The sequence below is a fragment of the Microbacterium profundi genome, from assembly GCF_000763375.1.
GTDB classification, from domain to species: domain Bacteria; phylum Actinomycetota; class Actinomycetes; order Actinomycetales; family Microbacteriaceae; genus Microbacterium; species Microbacterium profundi.
In genome coordinates this window covers 2,032,595-2,048,697 of record NZ_JPSY01000001.1, presented here as the reverse complement: position 1 = coordinate 2,048,697, position 16,103 = coordinate 2,032,595, and the positions used below count along the sequence as shown (strand labels likewise).

At 68.0% G+C, this 16,103-nt stretch carries 14 protein-coding genes and 1 pseudogene; 9 read left to right on the top strand and 6 right to left on the bottom strand.

Annotated features, from left to right (window positions below):
- Window positions 1-14: 14 nt before the first annotated feature.
- A complete protein-coding gene (locus JF52_RS0109765; protein ID WP_033106557.1) occupies window positions 15-1,577 on the top strand; it encodes a GMC family oxidoreductase in 1,563 nt (520 codons plus the stop codon).
- On the opposite strand, the pseudogene JF52_RS16315 reads toward JF52_RS0109765, so the two are convergent.
- A pseudogene (locus JF52_RS16315) lies at window positions 1,578-2,285 on the bottom strand (MBL fold metallo-hydrolase). It abuts the gene before it with no gap.
- A 32-nt stretch (window positions 2,286-2,317) separates the two neighbouring features.
- On the opposite strand from JF52_RS16315, the gene JF52_RS0109755 reads away from it, so the two are divergent.
- The 5 genes from JF52_RS0109755 (at window position 2,318) to JF52_RS0109735 (ending at window position 7,139) form a co-directional block, all read left to right on the top strand.
- Window positions 2,318-2,809 (top strand): TetR/AcrR family transcriptional regulator, encoded by a 492-nt coding sequence (locus JF52_RS0109755; protein ID WP_152594853.1) that lies wholly within the window; start codon window positions 2,318-2,320, stop codon window positions 2,807-2,809.
- Between the two features lie 117 nt (window positions 2,810-2,926).
- Window positions 2,927-4,012, top strand: a complete 1,086-nt coding sequence (locus JF52_RS0109750; RefSeq protein WP_084595737.1) for an alpha/beta hydrolase — start codon at window positions 2,927-2,929, stop codon at window positions 4,010-4,012.
- A gap of 67 nt (window positions 4,013-4,079) precedes the next feature.
- Window positions 4,080-4,967 carry a tryptophan 2,3-dioxygenase gene (locus JF52_RS0109745; RefSeq protein WP_084595736.1) on the top strand — a complete coding sequence of 296 codons (888 nt, stop codon included), beginning with the start codon at window positions 4,080-4,082 and terminating at the stop codon, window positions 4,965-4,967.
- Window positions 4,967-5,926 carry an amidohydrolase family protein gene (locus JF52_RS0109740; RefSeq protein WP_052166869.1) on the top strand — a complete coding sequence of 320 codons (960 nt, stop codon included), beginning with the start codon at window positions 4,967-4,969 and terminating at the stop codon, window positions 5,924-5,926. Before JF52_RS0109745 ends, JF52_RS0109740 begins: the two co-directional genes overlap by 1 nt.
- 1 nt (window position 5,927) lies before the next feature.
- Window positions 5,928-7,139 (top strand): kynureninase, encoded by a 1,212-nt coding sequence (locus tag JF52_RS0109735; protein WP_033105977.1) that lies wholly within the window; start codon window positions 5,928-5,930, stop codon window positions 7,137-7,139.
- A 161-nt stretch (window positions 7,140-7,300) separates the two neighbouring features.
- On the opposite strand, the gene JF52_RS0109730 is transcribed toward JF52_RS0109735, so the two are convergent.
- Together JF52_RS0109730 and JF52_RS0109725 are read right to left on the bottom strand one after the other, a co-directional pair.
- Window positions 7,301-7,786: an FBP domain-containing protein gene (locus JF52_RS0109730; protein WP_033105976.1), complete on the bottom strand. Its 486-nt coding sequence runs from the start codon at window positions 7,784-7,786 to the stop codon at window positions 7,301-7,303.
- Between the two features lie 190 nt (window positions 7,787-7,976).
- A complete protein-coding gene (locus tag JF52_RS0109725) occupies window positions 7,977-11,486 on the bottom strand; it encodes a proline dehydrogenase family protein (RefSeq protein WP_033105975.1) in 3,510 nt (1,169 codons plus the stop codon).
- A gap of 146 nt (window positions 11,487-11,632) precedes the next feature.
- On the opposite strand from JF52_RS0109725, the gene JF52_RS0109720 reads away from it, so the two are divergent.
- Both JF52_RS0109720 and JF52_RS0109715 read left to right on the top strand, forming a co-directional pair.
- Window positions 11,633-12,523, top strand: coding sequence for a LysR family transcriptional regulator (locus JF52_RS0109720; protein ID WP_033105974.1), 891 nt, complete (start codon window positions 11,633-11,635; stop codon window positions 12,521-12,523).
- A 92-nt stretch (window positions 12,524-12,615) separates the two neighbouring features.
- The gene (locus JF52_RS0109715; protein WP_033105973.1) at window positions 12,616-12,972 is read left to right on the top strand and encodes a hypothetical protein; all 357 of its coding nucleotides are present in this window, start codon (window positions 12,616-12,618) and stop codon (window positions 12,970-12,972) included.
- Window positions 12,973-13,115: 143 nt separating this feature from the next.
- On the opposite strand, the gene JF52_RS0109710 is transcribed toward JF52_RS0109715, so the two are convergent.
- A complete protein-coding gene (locus JF52_RS0109710) occupies window positions 13,116-13,517 on the bottom strand; it encodes a hypothetical protein (RefSeq protein WP_033105972.1) in 402 nt (133 codons plus the stop codon).
- Window positions 13,518-13,658: 141 nt separating this feature from the next.
- Between JF52_RS0109710 and JF52_RS0109705 the strand changes: the two genes are divergently transcribed.
- Entirely contained in the window at window positions 13,659-15,050 is a 1,392-nt protein-coding gene (locus tag JF52_RS0109705) for an MFS transporter (RefSeq protein WP_372959108.1), read from the top strand.
- A 10-nt stretch (window positions 15,051-15,060) separates the two neighbouring features.
- Here the strand turns inward: JF52_RS0109705 and JF52_RS0109700 are convergent, their stop codons facing one another.
- Window positions 15,061-15,567, bottom strand: a complete 507-nt coding sequence (locus JF52_RS0109700; protein ID WP_033105971.1) for a MarR family winged helix-turn-helix transcriptional regulator — start codon at window positions 15,565-15,567, stop codon at window positions 15,061-15,063.
- Between the two features lie 79 nt (window positions 15,568-15,646).
- Entirely contained in the window at window positions 15,647-16,102 is a 456-nt protein-coding gene (locus JF52_RS0109695) for a MarR family winged helix-turn-helix transcriptional regulator (RefSeq protein ID WP_033105970.1), read from the bottom strand.
- Between the last annotated feature and the right edge of the window lies 1 nt (window position 16,103).

The following is a 16,103-nucleotide window of genomic DNA, read 5'->3' as shown; positions in this document are numbered from 1 at the left end:
AGGAGCTGATGAAGATGAAGACGACGCACACTTTCGACTACGTTGTGGTCGGTGGCGGGTCGGCAGGTGCGGCCGTCGCCGCCCGGCTCAGCGAAGACCCATCGATCACGGTCGCGCTGCTGGAAGCGGGCCCCTCCGACACCGACGAGCAGGTCGTGCTGCAGCTGAACCGCTGGATGGAGCTGCTCGAGTCGGGCTTCGACTGGGACTACCCGATCGAGCCGCAGGAGAACGGCAACTCGTTCATGCGCCACGCGCGTGCAAAGGTTCTGGGCGGATGCTCGTCACACAACTCCTGCATCGCCTTCTGGGCGCCGCGCGAAGACCTCGACGACTGGGCCTCGGTGCACGGCGCCACCGGCTGGGAGTCCGCCCGCACCTTCCCGTTGTACAAGAAACTCGAGACGAACGAGTTGCAGGGCGAGCTGCACGGCCAGGACGGCCCGGTGCATCTGATGAACGTTCCAGCGGTCGACCCGTGCGGCATCGCACTCCTGGATGCCTGCGAGCAGGCCGGCATTCCCCGAGTGCAGTTCAACACCGGCGAGACGGTCATCAACGGCGCGAACTTCTTCCAGGTGAATCGTCAGGCCGATGGCACGCGTGCGTCGTCGTCGGTGTCTTACCTGCATCCGATTCTCGATCGCGAGAACCTCACAATCCTCACCGGACAGCACGTCAAGGAGCTCACCTTCGACGACGCGGGCGCCTGCACCGGCGTGATCAGCGTCGACAACCCTTTCGCTCGTCCGTCGCACATCGCGGCCACGCGTGAGGTCATCGTCTCGGCCGGAGCGATCAACACCCCTCAGCTGCTCATGCTCTCGGGCATCGGCCCCGCCGATCACCTGCGCGAGGTCGGGATCGACGTGCGCGTGGATTCCCCCGGTGTCGGCGCGAACCTTGCAGACCACCCCGAGGGCGTTGTGCAGTGGGAGTCGAAGAAGCAGATGGCTCGCGAGTCGACGCAATGGTGGGAGATCGGCATCTTCACGCCGACCGAAGAAGGGCTCGACCGTCCGGATCTGATGATGCACTACGGCTCGGTGCCCTTCGACATGCACACCTACCGCGCCGGCTACCCCACCGCCGAAGAGATGATCTGCCTGACGCCGAATGTGACGCACGCCCGCTCGCGCGGCACCGTGCGGCTGCGCTCGATCGACTACCGCGACAAGCCGAAGGTCGATCCGCGCTACTTCACCGACCCCGAGGGTCATGACATGCAGGTGATGATCAACGGCATCCGCAAAGCTCGCGAGATCGTCGCGCAGCCGGCGATGGCGGAGTGGGCGGGGCGCGAGCTTGCCCCGGGTGCGGATGCTGTGACGGACGAGGAGCTCGCCGCGTACGTCCGCGCCACCCACAACACCGTCTACCATCCGGTGGGCACCGTGAGGATGGGGCCGGCCGACGATGAGATGTCTCCGCTGGACCCGCAGCTGCGCGTCAAGGGCGTCTCACGCCTGCGCGTCGTGGATGCCTCGGCGATGCCGGAGATCACCACGGTCAACCCCAACATCACGGTGATGATGATGGGCGAGATGTGCGCGCAGCTCATTCGCGACGGTGACTGATCAGTCGCTGCGGACCACGGACACGATGTCGGCCGGCGAGCCGTGCCATGGCGCGCCATGGCCGGGCAGCACCCAGGATGCCGTCACCTCTGCGAGCCGGTCGAGTGATGCCAGCGCCTCTGCGGGTTCGTCGGTGAACGGTGCAGGCTGGGCACCATCGCGCCCAGTGAGCACGTGTCTGGTGGTGAGCGCGTCACCGACGAACACGGCATCCGCCATCGGGATGTGCACCGCGATGCTCCCTGGGGAATGTCCCGGCATCCCGACGATCACGGGGGCACCCGGCAGATCGAGCACGTCGCCGTCGGCGATCTCCGTCGCTTCTTTGACTTAGATCGGCCGCAGGGCCTTCTTGCGGATGCCGTACGCGAAGAAGCCCAGCATCGGCCCGAGTTTCGCGGGCCCCATCGGCGTCTTCGGCTTCTCCCCTGTTCGCGCGCGTTCCGCGTCGGCAGCATGCACGAAGACGGGAACGCCGTGCTGGGCGCGCAATCGCTCGGCGAAGCCGATGTGGTCGCTGTCGCCGTGCGTGAGGATGAGTCCCTTGATGTCGGAGAGCGGTCGACCGAGGCTCGCCATCTCTTCCTGCAGGTCGCTCCAGTGCCCCGGCATCCCCGCGTCGATCAGAGTGACGCCGTCCGGCGCATCGACGAGATAGGAGGCGACGATGTCATTGCCCAGGCGGTGCAGGTGCGGTGCGAGCTTCATGGTGTCCTACCGATCCGTGGGATGATCTTGCGATGGCTATCTTACGTAGCCTGACGATGCAGGCCGTTGCCGATCGCGTCGGCGTGCGAGCACCCTCGCTGTACAAGCGGGTGCGCGACCGAGATGCACTGATCGCCGCGGTCGCCGAATCGGTGGTCGACGAGTTGTCGGCCGAACTCGAACGCGTCGAGCAGGACGATGCGCAGCCGGGAGGGCCCGACGACCTGCTGACCGGCCTGGCCACGACGTACCGCGCGTTCGCGCATGCGCATCCGGAAGGGTTCCGGCTGATGTTCACGGCTTCCCCTCCCCTGGCATCCCTCGACCGCGCGGCCGGCCCCGTCCTCCGCGCGAGCGCCGCGCGCGTCGGCGAAGACCACGCGCTGGACGCCGCGCGCCTTCTCACGGCGTGGATGACCGGATTCCTGCAGATGGAGCTCGCCGGCGCGTTCCGCCTCGGCGGAGACGTCGACCTGGCGTTCGACTACGGCCTCAGTCGCCTGCTCAAGGGCCTCGACGGCTGACCTCCTCGGTTCAGGTCCAGTTTCTGCCGCTTTCCCGGCGCCAGAACGACAGAAAGTGCGACCTGGACGAGCATCGTGGCACTCGCTACTGCCACACTGATCCGTGGAGGGGATTCCATGACCACGACCGCGCCTGCAAACGACGCGCCCGAAGACCGCACCCACGACGGCGATGACCGCCCGAAGCGGGCGCACGGACGCTGGTTCAAGACTCGCGTGGTGCTCGGCATCATCATCGCGATCGCGGTCGTCGTCGCGATCATCGGAGCGATCACCCCCTGGCCGTCAGCCATGGTGATCAGGGCCGTCTTCACGCAGGGCGGCGACGCCACCGCGGCGGAGATGGACAAGTACGTGCCCGACACCAAGCTCACCGAGAAGCTCGATGTCGCCTATGCCGATGAGGGCGTCGACACGACGATGGACGTCTTCACACCGGCATCCGCCACCGGCCCCCTGCCCACGATCGTGTGGATCCACGGCGGAGCCTGGGTCTCGGGATCGAAGGAGAACGTCGACCCGTACATGCGCATCCTCGCCGCCGAGGGATACACGACGATCGCCGTGAACTACACGCTGGGGCCCGAGGGCTTCTACCCGAAGGCCGTGCGTCAGATCAACGATGCGCTCGGCTACATCGACAAGAACGCCGATGAGCTCAACGTCGATACAACACAGATCGTGCTCGCGGGAGACTCCGCAGGCGGACAGCTGGCGAGTCAGATGGCGACGCTCATCACCAGCCCCGACTATGCCGAGATCATGGACATCGAGCCGAAGCTGTCAGCCGACCAGGTCGTCGCCACCGTGCTGAACTGCGGCGTGTACGACCTCGCGGCGCTTGCGCAGCTCGACGGCGTCATCGGCTGGGGCCTGAAGTCGTCGATGTGGGCCTACGCCGGCACCAAGACCTGGGCCGAGGACTCTTCCGGCGCGACGATGTCGACCGTGAACTGGGTGACCGAGGACTTCCCCACCACGTACATCTCCGGAGGCAACGGCGACGGTCTCACCTGGCTCCAGTCGATCCCGATGGCCGACCGGCTGAACGAGCTCGGCGTCGACGTGACGCCGCTGTTCTGGCCCGCTCCGCATGAGCCGCAGCTTCCGCACGAGTACCAGTTCCATCTCGACATGCCGGATGCCCAGACGGCCCTGCAGAAGACGATCGACTTCCTGGACGCGAACACCACGCAGCCCTGAGTCCGACCGCGCCGATGCGCACCCGGCACTGACGCCTGAACGATCGTTCGGGATATCCTCAGGGATCATGGGAACAGACGCGACTGACTCGGCCGGCACCACCGATCCCACCGGGAACGAGCGTCCCCTGGAGGATACGATCGTCACCGACCTCTCCGGTCGTATGACGTACGGGTCGTACCTGGAACTCGATCGGCTGCTGTCTGCGCAGCATCCGGTCAGCAGTCCGGAGCACCACGATGAGATGCTGTTCATCATCCAGCATCAGACCACCGAGCTCTGGCTGAAGCAGCTGCTGCACGAGATCAGCTCTGCCCGCACACTGCTCGCGAGCGACGACCTGCGCGAGGCACTGAAGCGGGTCGCGCGCGTCAAGCGCATCCAGGACGTCATGACCCAGCAGTGGTCGGTGCTCGCGACTCTCACCCCGACCGAGTACGCGCAGTTCCGCGGGGCGCTGGGCAATTCGTCGGGGTTCCAGTCCGTGCAGTACCGTGCGGTCGAGTTCGCCCTCGGCAACAAGAACGAGCGGATGCTGTCGGTGTTCCGCGATCATCCGGCCAACCTCGCGCTGCTGAAGGTCGAGTTCGAGCGGCCGACGCTCTACGACGAGTTCCTGCGCTTCGCGGCCCGGCGCGGGCTGCCGATCCCGACCGAGATCCTCGAGCGCGACGTGCGCGAGCCGTACCGTCCGCACCCATCGCTCGTGCCGGCGATCCGCGAGATCTACGAGAACCCGAACACCCACTGGGATCTTTACGAAGCGTGCGAGGACCTCGTCGATCTCGAGGACAACTTCCAGTTCTGGCGCTTCCGGCACCTGAAGACCGTCACCCGCACGATCGGGATGAAGCCGGGCACCGGCGGATCGAGCGGGGTCGGCTTCCTCCAGCGCGCGCTGGAGCTGACGTTCTTCCCCGAGTTGTACACGGTGCGCACCGAGATCGGCGGCTGATGCGGGTCGCGGTCACCTACCTCGACGGCGAGGAATGGCGTGACGGCGTCGTCGCCCACGCCGCATCCGGACTGCGCGTGATCCCCGAAGCGGACACCACCGGTCTTCCGCGCCTCGACGGCGTGATCACCGGCGGTTTCACGGATCACCACGTGCACCTGCAGCTCGTCGATATCGCGCCGCTCGCCGGCTCGGCTCTCGGCCGCGTCGTCGACCTGGGCGGTGATCCGTCGGTGCTCTCGGAACTGAGGATCGTCGAAGGCGTCGAGGTGCTGTTCGCGGGGGCCTTCCTCACCCCGCGGGGCGGCTATCCGTCGGACCGTTCGTGGGCGCCGGCCGGTTCGGTGCGCGAGATCGCGGACGAGGATGCCGCGGAGCGAGCCATCGTCGAGATGAAGGAGTCGGGCGCCGTGCGCATCAAGGTCGCGAGCAACCGGGCCGCGGGTCCGGTGTTCTCCGACACCCTGTTGCGGGCGATCGTCTCCATCGCTGCTTCCCATCGCATCCCGATCGTCGCCCATGCCGAGGGTCCTGGAGAGGCGCAGCGAGTGGTCCGGCTCGGCGCCGAGCGGCTCGCTCACGCGCCGTTCTCGGAGCGGCTCACCGATGCCGAGATCAGTGGACAGGCTGCGTCCGCCGCATGGATCTCCACTCTCGCGGTTCATGCCGACGAGGCGTACGGCATCGCGATCGACAACGTCCGTCGCTTCCGTTCGGCCGGCGGAACGGTGCTCTACGGCACCGATCTGGGCAACGGTCCGATGCCTGTCGGATTGAACCCGCGGGAGATCGGCGCGCTGAGGGAAGCCGGCCTCGACGACGCCGATCTGCTGCAGTGCCTTGCACCCGTCGATCCCACGACCGCAGGATCGCACCCGCTCTTCTACCCTGGAGCCACGCCCGACACGGCCGACCCGCTCCTCGCCCGTTTGCTCACTCCCGCTGATCTGGAGGCCTGACATGACCGATCTCCTCACCGAAGCCCAGGGCCTCGACGCGCATGACCCGCTCACGGCTCATCTGGACGCCTTCGTCGAGGCACCGGGCGTCAGCGCCTACCTCGACGGCAACTCTCTCGGCCGGCCGCTGCGATCGCTGCCCGAGCGCCTCGCCGAGTTCGTGAGGAACGACTGGGGCACGCGCCTCATCCGCTCGTGGGACGAGCAGTGGATGGACCTGCCGACCGAGCTCGGCGACCGCATCGGCCGGATCGCGATCGGGGCCGCAGCGGGCCAGACGGTCGTCGCCGACTCCACGACCGTGCTGCTCTACAAGCTCATACGTGCCGCCGTGGCGGCTCTTCCAAACCGTTTGGAAATCCTCATCGAGGAGGGGAACTTCCCCACCGACCGGTTCGTGGCAGAGGGCATCGCCGCCGAACGCGGACTGACCGTGCGCTGGCTCACGGCTGATCCAGTCCACGGCGTACAGGTCGAGGACGTCGCAGCAGCGGTGTCGGAGCAGACCGCGCTCGTCGTGCTCAGTCACGTCGACTATCGCTCGGGTGCGCTGGCCGACATGAAGACGATCACGGATGCCGTGCATGAGGCGGGCGCGCTGATGCTGTGGGACCTGTGCCATTCTGTCGGCGTGATCCCGATCGATCTCGATGCCTGCGGCGTCGACCTCGCGGTCGGCTGCACCTACAAGTACCTGAACGGCGGACCGGGCTCGCCCGCCTTCGCCTACGTGAACGCGCGTCATCACGGCGTGCTGCGCCAGCCCATCCAGGGCTGGATGGGCGCCGGAGACGTGTTCGCCATGGGGTCCGCGTACGCGCCCGCCGACGGCATCCGGCAGTTCATCAGCGGCACGCCACCGGTGCTGGGGATGCTGGCGATGCAGGGCATGCTCGACCTGATCGAGTCCGCGACGATGGACGCCGTTCGTGAGAAGTCGAAGACCCTCACCGACTTCGCCGTGCGGGCGTTCGACGATGTGCTCGCACCGCTCGACGTGCGACTGCTGAGTCCGCGCGACGCCGACAGGCGCGGCGGCCACGTGACGATCGGGCATCCGGACTTCGCCGAGGTGATGAAGACGCTGTGGGCCGACGGCGTGATTCCCGACTTCCGTTTTCCCGACGGCATCCGCCTCGGCCTGTCGCCGCTGAGCACCTCGCATGCGGAGGTGCTCAGCGGCGTGCTGGCCGTGCGCAACGCGCTGCGGTAAGGGTCGTTTCGACTCGGCTGCGCCTCGCTCAACACATTTCGTCTCGCTTCGCTCGCTCAACGACCCGCGGAAGCGCCCGTGTCACCAGTGCGGGTCGTTGAGCGGAGGGCGAAGCCCGAAGACGAAACGGGGTGAGCGAGCGAACGCGAGTCGAAGCCTTGTCAGCCGGCGACCGACCGGAGGAACCCCGTCACGTTCTCCTGCAGACGCAGGATGCGCAGTTCGCGTGCCGTCTCGCGGTCGAAGCCCTCGTAGGCGAGCGGCGGCAGCCGCCGCACGGTGTGCGAGCAGCCGAACTCGGCGCAGACCAGTGTGCCGATCGTGTCGCCCTTGCGACCGGCGGCGCCGGCCTTGCGGGCCGAATACAGCTGGACGTCGTGGCGGAGCGCGACGTCTTCGCACCACGAGCACTGCGCTCGTGAGAGCACGCGCTGCTCGGCGCGCTGCAGGAGCACCCCGGTGAGGGTTTCGTCGACCTCGGCGATGACGTAGGCACGCCGCGGGAACTTCGGGTCGGACCAGCCGAGGTAGTCGATCCGGTCGAAGTCGATCTCAGCGAAACCCTGGGGAAGCGAGAGGGAGGAGACCTCTTTGCGGGAGGCGTTGATGAAGGAGGCGCGGATGGCGCGCTCGTCGATGGGACGCATGGGAGGAACTGCTTTCTGATGTGAGGTGAGAAGGTCACGGCATCCGTCAGATGGATACCGGGTATGACGAGTCGCCGGTGACGGGGGTTCCGCCTCCGGCTCGTACTCAGCCTCTGCCGCCGGCGCTCGACGCGCCTGCAACCGCCTTCCGCGCCCTCAGGGCGCTCATCGAGAACAGCACCCGGCGAGTTTACACCTGCTGCCCCACGAGCGGAGCGATGTCGTGACGGTGCGGGGTGCCGAAGCGGTGCGACGAGATCGACACGGCCTGCTCGCGCAGGAACGGGAGCAGTTCGATCCTGCCTGCGGAGAGCACGGGCCCCGCGTACACGGCGACGGCGGGCGAGCCGCCCGTCGCGGCAGCCGTGGTTGCGAGATCTCCGCCGACGAGGCGGATACGCCCGCCGCCGGTCTCAGCGAGACGCACTGCGCGTGCGGCCCACGCGGAGGAGTCTTCGACGGCGACGACGATCCCGGCGCGTTCAGCCCATCGCGTGATCGAGGCGGGAAGCGCGGATGCCGTGCTGACATTGACGCGCCCGCCGGCGCGGACGCCGGCGGCGATCACTCGCACGGCCTCGGCGTCGCTCGCCTGCTCCAAACGGATCGTGACGGGCACGACGTCGTAGCGCAGCGCGTTCTGCTCGGTGGTCAGGGCGGTCACGTCGCGCACGACGCCGAACTCGTCCTGCCAGGCGGCGGCATCGGTCGAGAGGGCGCCCTGCAGCCAGGCCGCGGCCTCGTGGTCTCCCAGGGCGTCGAGCGCCGCACGGGAGACGGCGTCCTTCGGCGCCTCGGCCGTGACCGGGGCGTCCTCCCAATCGGAGAGCCCGATCAGGTAGCTCGGCCCTCCGGCCTTGGTGCCGGCGCCCACCGCGGCCTTCTTCCACCCGCCGAACGGCTGCCGCTGCACGATGGCGCCGGTGGTGCCGCGATTGACGTAGAGGTTGCCGGCCCGCACGCTCGCGAGCCACTGCGCGATCTCGTCGTCATCGAGCGAGTGCAGCCCGCTGGTGAGCCCGTAATCGATCGCGTTCACCATGGCGGTCGCCTCTTCGAGCGAGTCTGCCGTCATGACGCCCAGCACGGGGCCGAAGTACTCGGTGAGGTGGAACGGGCTTCCTGCCGCGACGCCCTCACGGATGCCCGGACGCCACAGCGCACCGTCGTCGTCGAGCCTCTCGGGCTCGACGACCCAGCTCTCGCCCGGCTCGAGCGTGGTGAGCACGTGCAACAGCTTGCCCTCGGCCGGGCCGATGAGCGGACCGATGCGCGTCGACTCCTCCCACGGCCGGCCCACGCGGTACGAGCCGACCGCATCGACGAGCTGGCGGCGGAACCGTTCGCTCTGCGCGACCGATCCGACGAGGATGACGAGGGATGCCGCGGAGCACTTCTGACCTGCGTGCCCGAACGCGGAGTAGGCGACGTCCTTCGCGGCGAGGTCGAGATCGGCGCTCGGCGTGACGATGATGGCGTTCTTGCCGCTCGTCTCCGCGAGCAGCGGGAGGTCGGGGCGGAAGCTGCGGAACAGCTCGGCCGTCTCGTAGCCGCCGGTGAGGATCACACGCTCGACCGCGGGGCTACTGACGAGCTGCGCGCCGAGGCCCTTCGACGGGCTCAGGGAGCGGTCAAATTGCACGTACTGCAGCACGTCCCGAGGCACGCCGGCCTCCCACAGCGCCTCGATCATGACGGCGCCGGAGCGACGCGCCTGACGAGCGGGCTTGATGATCACGGGGGAGCCGGCCGCGAGTGCGGACAGCGTGGATCCGGCGGGGATCGCCACCGGGAAGTTCCACGGCGGCGTGACGACGGTGAGCCCGACGGGCTTGTGCGTCGCGCCGTCGATGTTCTCGATGCGCTTCGCGCTCTCGGCGTAGTAGTGCGCGAAGTCGATCGCCTCGGAGACCTCGGGGTCGCCCTGCTCGAGCACCTTGCCGCACTCGGAGCCCATCACCTCGAGCAGCTCGGCGCGACGCGCCTGAAGAATGTCGCCGGCGCGGTGCAGGATCTCCGCCCGCCCCGCGGCGCCCAGCGCGCGCCAACTCGCACCGGCGGAGGCGGCCGTGGCGATGACCTTCTCAAGGGCGGCGGCGTCAGACAGCGTGTTCGCCCGAGCGGTCTCGTCGCCGAGCGTGGACGACTGCATGCGTGAGCGGATGGCGTCGCCCCAGTCGCGGTTGGCAGCGAGGCTCGGGTCGGTGTCGGGGGTGTTCGTGAACGAATCGCGCGCGGCCGCCGGCTGCGCGGCGGTGCGGTCCTGCGTGCGGTTGGACGCGGGGACGTCGGTGGGCATCGACTGGATCGACGCCAGGAACCGATCGCGCTCACGCGCGAACAGCACTGGTTCGTCGTCGAGCTCGAACACCGCCGACATGAAGTTGTCGGTCGACGCGCCTTCTTCGAGCCGGCGGATCAGATAGGCGATCGCGACGTCGAACTCTGCCGGGTGCACGACCGGCGTATAGAGCAGCAGCGAGCCGACGGTGCGGCGTACGACGGATGCCTGGGCGGTGGCCATGCCCAGCAGCATCTCGAACTCGATGCCGTCGGTGACCTCGCGGCGATTAGCGAGCAGCCACGCGAGCGCGATGTCGAACAGGTTGTGACCGGCGATGCCGATGCGCACGTTCTTCACGTGGTTCGGGCGCAGCGCGTAGTCGAGCACGGCCTTGTACGAGGCATCCGACGCCTGCTTGCTGCCCCAGGTCGCGAGCGGCCAGTCATGGGTCTCGGCATCCACGCGTTCCATCGGCAGGTTCGCGCCTTTGACGACGCGTACCTTGATCGGTGCGCCGCCATCCGCCACCCGGGCGGCAGACCACTCCTGCAGACGGATCATGGCGCCGAGGGCATCCGGCAGATACGCCTGCAACACGATGCCGGCCTCGAGCGCATTGAACTCATCGCGGTCGAGGATCGTGGTGAAGACCGCGATCGTCAGGTCGAGGTCTTTGAACTCCTCCATGTCGAGGTTGATGAACTTCCCGCCTCTGGCAGCGGCGATCCGGAACAGCGGGATGAGTGCGTTCGCGGCATGACGGACGGCCTCGTCGAACGCCCAGGGGCTGTGCGGTGCGACCGTGGACGACACCTTGATCGAGACGTAGTCGACGTCGTCGCGTTCGAGGAGGCGTCGGGTTCCGGCCAGGCGCCTGGCGGCCTCCTCCTCGCCGAGGATCGCCTCGCCGAGGAGGTTGATGTTCAGCTGCACGCCGTCGCCAGAGCGGATGCTGCGGATCGCCTTGCCGAGCTTGGCGTCGGTCGCGTCGACGATCAGGTGCCGCACCATGCCGCGCAGCACGCGGCGGCTGATCGGCACGACGATTCCGGGGAACGCGGGAGCGAGCGCCCCGCCGAGGCCGATCAGGCCCCGCAGCGCGGCGGGCAGGAACTTCGGGGTCAGCGGCACCAGGTCGCGCAGGTTGCGCGCAGCGACCTTCAGGTCTTCGGGGCGCACGACGCCGTCGACGAAACCGACCGTGAAGTCGAGGCCGTTCGGATCGCTGAGCACACCCGCGAGGCGCGCCGCCGACGTGTCTGTCGGCACCTCGCGACTCTCCACGAGCCAGCGCTGCACCAGGGCGATCGCGTCGTCGGCGAGTGCCGCGATCTCGGCGTGACCGGTCTCGGCGTGGACGGTCTCGGCGTGGACGGTCCGGGTGCGCCCGGTAGGGGTGGATGTCACGTCGGTCATCGGGTCTCCTCACTCCTGCGTGCAGCGACCACATCAGCGATTTCGCCGCACCTGCTCCTCTCAGTGTGGAGCCACCGCACCATTCGTGAAAAGCAAGCGTTTACGATGGATAACATTCGGTTCTGTCGATGAATGTGAGGCGCTCCATGTTCGAGCTCCGGCGATTGCGTCTGCTGCACGAGTTGGCCCTGCGCGGCACGATCTCCGACGTCGCCGCGGCGCTCGCCTACAGCCCGTCGACCGTTTCCCAGCAGCTCGCCCAACTCGAACGCGACGCCGGGGTGCCGCTGCTCGAACCCGACGGTAGGCGCGTCAGACTCACGATGCAAGGGCGTCTGCTCGCAGCGCATGCAGCGCGCGCCCTGGAGCTCGACGAGGCCGCTCGCGCCGAACTCTCATCCAGCTCGCAGCTCGAGGAACACGTTCGGATCGCGGTGATGCCGACAGCCGCCGAAGCACTGGTCCCCTCCGCGCTCACCCTCCTCACGGAGCGGATGCCGGCTCTGCGTCTCGAGATGGTGCAGATGGCACCGGAAGAAGCGCTCTTCGAGCTCCAGGCGCGCACGTTCGACCTCGTCGTCGCCGAGCAGTACCCCGGCCATACGCGTGCGCTGCGCGAGAGGATCGACCGCACTCTGCTCGGCCGGGATCCCGTGCGCCTCGCGATACCGCCGTCGTCTTCCGTGACCACTCTGGCCGAACTGCGCGACAGCGCCTGGGTCATGGAGCCCGAGGGAACGGCCGTGCGGCAGTGGGCCGTGCAGCAATGCCGCTCCGCGGGGTTCGAGCCCGACGTGCGCTTCGAGGCGACAGATCTCATCGCCCACGCTCGGCTGGTCGCCGCGGGCCATGCCGTCGCCGTGCTGCCCGACCTGATGTGGACCGGCGACCGTGCCTCGGTACGACTGGTGGAGCTGCCCGGATCCCCCGTGCGCGAGATCTTCGCCGCGACCCGCTCCTCGTCGCGCGACAGTGCATCCGTCGCCGCGGTGCGCGATGCCATGGCAGACGCTCTCTCCGCGCACCGACCCCGCTGAGCGGAATGTTTCTCCAGGTGTCGGCGCCTTTTCCGCCCGGCGATCATCCGCCCTATTCTTACGGGATCAGTCCACCGAGTCAGGAGCCCATCGTGTCCACGCCGCTGCACCGCCGTTCACCCCTCGAGGTGACGGAGCGCTCAGCGTGCATGTGCGACCACGATGACGTCTGCTCTTCTTTCACACCAGGACACGCGCTGCACCTGATCCAGGCGCGCCTCGCGTCGGCGACGCCGAGCGACTGGGTCGACGGGATCGTCGAACAGGCGGATGCCGTGACCGGCGAACTGCGCGTGCACACGCTCGACGGCGATCAGCACACGCTCTGGAACGCGTCGGGTGCGGCGCTCGAGGCACCCGAGGGCACGCCGGTGGCGCTGCACTCGCGATACCACGTGCTCGCCGTCGGGCGGGTGCAGTTCAATGTCGCCGTTGCGGCAACTCGCTGACGTTTCGACTCGCTGACGCTCGCTCAACGCGTTTCGTCTCGCTCCGCTCGCTCAACGACCCGCAGCGTTTCGACCCCAGCGTTTCGTCTCGCTCCGCTCGCTCAACGACCCGCAGCGTTTCGACCCGCAGGATGATGATGGCGTCAGGCGGTCGCCATCATCATGTTCTTCATGTCCATGCAGGCGTCCATGCACGCTTTGCAGGACTGGGCGCACATCTTGCAGACCTCGCTCTGAGCCGCGTGCTCCATGCAGGCGTCCATGCACATCTGACACATCGCGATGCAGGCGTCGAGCATCGACATCATCGCTGCCGGCGTCATCCCCTGCATCCGCATCATCGAACGCATCATGGTGTTGCACATGTCCGCGCAGTTCATGCATGCCGGTGCGCAGTCCATCATCTGCGTCGAGCAGACGGTGCACGCCTGCTCGCAGGCCGCACATGCATCCATGCACGCCTGCATGACCGCCATGTCCATCGCTTCCATGCCCGGCATCGCCTTCATGTCCGCCGACATGGCACCCATCATCATCGAATCCATCGCACACCGCTTTCGTCAGGGCTTTCGCCGTCGAGAAGCGGGCAGGAGACCCGCCTGACGCCAGCGTAACCCCGTACGGTCCGGGCGTCGATGGAAATCTCACTCGCCCACGTCCTGGCCGTTCCGCCAGGGCGTAGTCTCATCACCGTGCCAGCCTTCTCCTCGCTCCAGCGGCTCGTCATCACCGTCGCCGTCCTCGCATCGTTCGTGACGTTCCTCGACGGCACGGTCGTGACCGTCGCGCTTCCGGCGATCAAGGACGAGCTCGGCGGCGGCATCACGACCCAGCAGTGGGTGGTCGACGCATACCTCATCACGCTCAGCGCCCTCATCCTGTTGGCCGGTTCCTTGTCCGACGCGTACGGCCGAGTGCGCATCATGCGCATCGGACTCATCGCCTTCGGCATCGCCTCGGTCGCGGTGGCCGCGGCGCCCGAGCCGCTCACGCTCATCATCGCCCGCGCTCTTCAGGGGGCCGCAGGCGCGCTGCTCGTACCGAGCTCGCTCGCCCTCATCATGGCGACCATGCGCGGCGAACTGCAGTCACGGGCGATCGGCGTGTGGACCGCCTTCACGACCGGCGCACAGATCGCCGGTCCGCTCCTGGGCGGGTTGTTCGTCGACCTGCTGTCGTGGCGGTTCGTCTTCCTCATCAACGTCATCCCGATCGGCATCACGCTGATCCTGCTCGCTCGACTGCACCTGCCCGATCAGCCGCGCGGCGCGCGCGTCGACTGGTGGAGCGGGATGCTGTGCGCGGTCGGTCTCGGCGCCGTGGTGTTCGCACTCATCGAGCAGCCGAACTTCGGCTGGGGCTCACCCGCGATCTGGATTCCGGGGATCGCGGGCGTCGCACTGTTCGTCGCCTTCCTGATGCGCCAGCCCCGCTCGCCCGCACCGCTGATGCCGCTCTCGCTCTTCAACGCCCGCAACTTCGCCTGGGGCAACCTCGCCACCCTGTTCATCTACGCTGCGCTCTCCTTGAACGGATTCGTCATCGGCGTCTACCTGCAGGAGGGCGCAGGACTCCCCGCGACTGTGGCTGGGCTTGCGAGCCTGCCGATCACGGTCCTGATGATCCTGCTCAGCTCGCAGGCGGGCTCGTGGGCGGGCAAGCTCGGTCCGCGGCTGTTCATGACGGTCGGCCCCCTGCTGATGGCCGCCGGCGCGCTGCTCCTTCTCACCGTCTCGTTGGAGTTCAGCTACTGGTGGCAGGTGCTCCCCTCGATGATCCTCCTCGGACTCGGCCTGTCCCTCACGGTCGCGCCGCTCACCTCGGCGGTCCTCGGCGCCATCGACGAGAACCGCTCTGGCATCGCCTCCGCCGTCAACAACGCGATCTCCCGCGTCGCCGGTCTCATCGTCGTCGCGATGCTGTCGACGATCGTCGGCGGCACGCTCGACCTCGACGGATTCCACAATGCCGCATGGGTGACGGCGGCGCTGATGGCGCTCGGCGGAGTGATCTCGTGGATCGGCATCCGGCGACCGGTGCCGCAGCCCAGGGAAGCCGCCGATCAGCCGAGCAGCTGACCCGCGAGCGTCACCGCCCGAGCGCGCCGAGCAGCTCCACGAAGTGGTCGAGGTCAGCCGGCGACCAGGTGCGCAGCCGCTCGCCGATGCGTCCCTCGTAGCGAGCGCGCGCGATCGCGATGCGCTCCTGGGCGAGACCCGTCGCGACCAGCAGGCGCGCACGCCTGTCGTCTGGATCGGGGACGCTCTCGACGAGGCCGAGTTCCTCCAGCTGACGCACCTGACGACTCACGGCCGATTTGTCGGTCTGCAGCCTCTCGATGATGGCGCTGGCCGACGTCGCCTTGCCACTCGCGATCGAGGTCAGCACCTGGTAGCCGAGCGGCTGCAGGTCGGGATGCACAGTGACGGCCGCCTCGCGCCAGCTCACGCGGATGCGCGCGAAGAGTGTGCCGAGCTCATGCTCGACGCGGTTGACCGCCTGATCGAGTTCGCTGCCCTCGAGCGCCCCATCGGGCGCCTCGGGATCGGATGCTGCGGCGCCGGAAGCCACGGGTTCAGGGGACGACGCACTCATGCTCGCCAGTTTACGGCGAAGCCCCGCCGCTGCCCGCCTCGAGGGCGTGCGCTGCGGCGGGGCGTCTCCTTCACGCACTTCAGATCTCGGCGAGAAGGCGGAACACCTTCGATGCCGACTGGATCTCCTGCGGGGTGAGCGCGGCGAGCGCTTCGCGCATGCGGTTCGCATGGTCGGCTCTCAGCTCGCCGAGCGCCTCGCTCGCCTCCGGCGTGGCCGTGAGCACCCGCTGCCGTCCGTCGGTGTCATCGGGGCGCGATTCGAGGAGACCGAGGTCCTCCAGCATCCGCACCTGTCGGCTGACGACCGACTTGTCCATCTCGAAGCTCTCGGCGAGCTGATGCGCGTTCGCGCTGCCGGCTCGGGCGATGAAGCCCAGGAGTCTGTAGCCGGACGGCTGCAGCTCGGGGTGCATCCGCGCGGCCGACTCCTTCCAGAGCGACCTGGCGCGCGCGAAGATCAGGGTCAGCTGCCCCTGGAACTCCGCGAGCGCCTCGTCGACGTCACTCGGCACCGCAGTGTCGACGGCGGCCATG

What these genes read in the sequence shown, in the direction of transcription:
- JF52_RS0109725 (WP_033105975.1), bottom strand. Translation starts at nt 11,486, where the DNA reads ATGACCGACGTGACATCCACCCCTACCGGGCGCACCCGGACCGTCCAC.
- JF52_RS0109745 (WP_084595736.1), top strand. Translation starts at nt 4,080, where the DNA reads ATGGGAACAGACGCGACTGACTCGGCCGGCACCACCGATCCCACCGGG.
- JF52_RS0109700 (WP_033105971.1), bottom strand. Translation starts at nt 15,567, where the DNA reads ATGAGTGCGTCGTCCCCTGAACCCGTGGCTTCCGGCGCCGCAGCATCC.
- JF52_RS0109740 (WP_052166869.1), top strand. Translation starts at nt 4,967, where the DNA reads ATGCGGGTCGCGGTCACCTACCTCGACGGCGAGGAATGGCGTGACGGC.
- JF52_RS0109750 (WP_084595737.1), top strand. Translation starts at nt 2,927, where the DNA reads ATGACCACGACCGCGCCTGCAAACGACGCGCCCGAAGACCGCACCCAC.
- JF52_RS0109735 (WP_033105977.1), top strand. Translation starts at nt 5,928, where the DNA reads ATGACCGATCTCCTCACCGAAGCCCAGGGCCTCGACGCGCATGACCCG.
- JF52_RS0109730 (WP_033105976.1), bottom strand. Translation starts at nt 7,786, where the DNA reads ATGCGTCCCATCGACGAGCGCGCCATCCGCGCCTCCTTCATCAACGCC.
- JF52_RS0109720 (WP_033105974.1), top strand. Translation starts at nt 11,633, where the DNA reads ATGTTCGAGCTCCGGCGATTGCGTCTGCTGCACGAGTTGGCCCTGCGC.
- JF52_RS0109765 (WP_033106557.1), top strand. Translation starts at nt 15, where the DNA reads ATGAAGACGACGCACACTTTCGACTACGTTGTGGTCGGTGGCGGGTCG.
- JF52_RS0109755 (WP_152594853.1), top strand. Translation starts at nt 2,318, where the DNA reads ATGGCTATCTTACGTAGCCTGACGATGCAGGCCGTTGCCGATCGCGTC.
- JF52_RS0109710 (WP_033105972.1), bottom strand. Translation starts at nt 13,517, where the DNA reads ATGGATTCGATGATGATGGGTGCCATGTCGGCGGACATGAAGGCGATG.
- JF52_RS0109695 (WP_033105970.1), bottom strand. Translation starts at nt 16,102, where the DNA reads ATGGCCGCCGTCGACACTGCGGTGCCGAGTGACGTCGACGAGGCGCTC.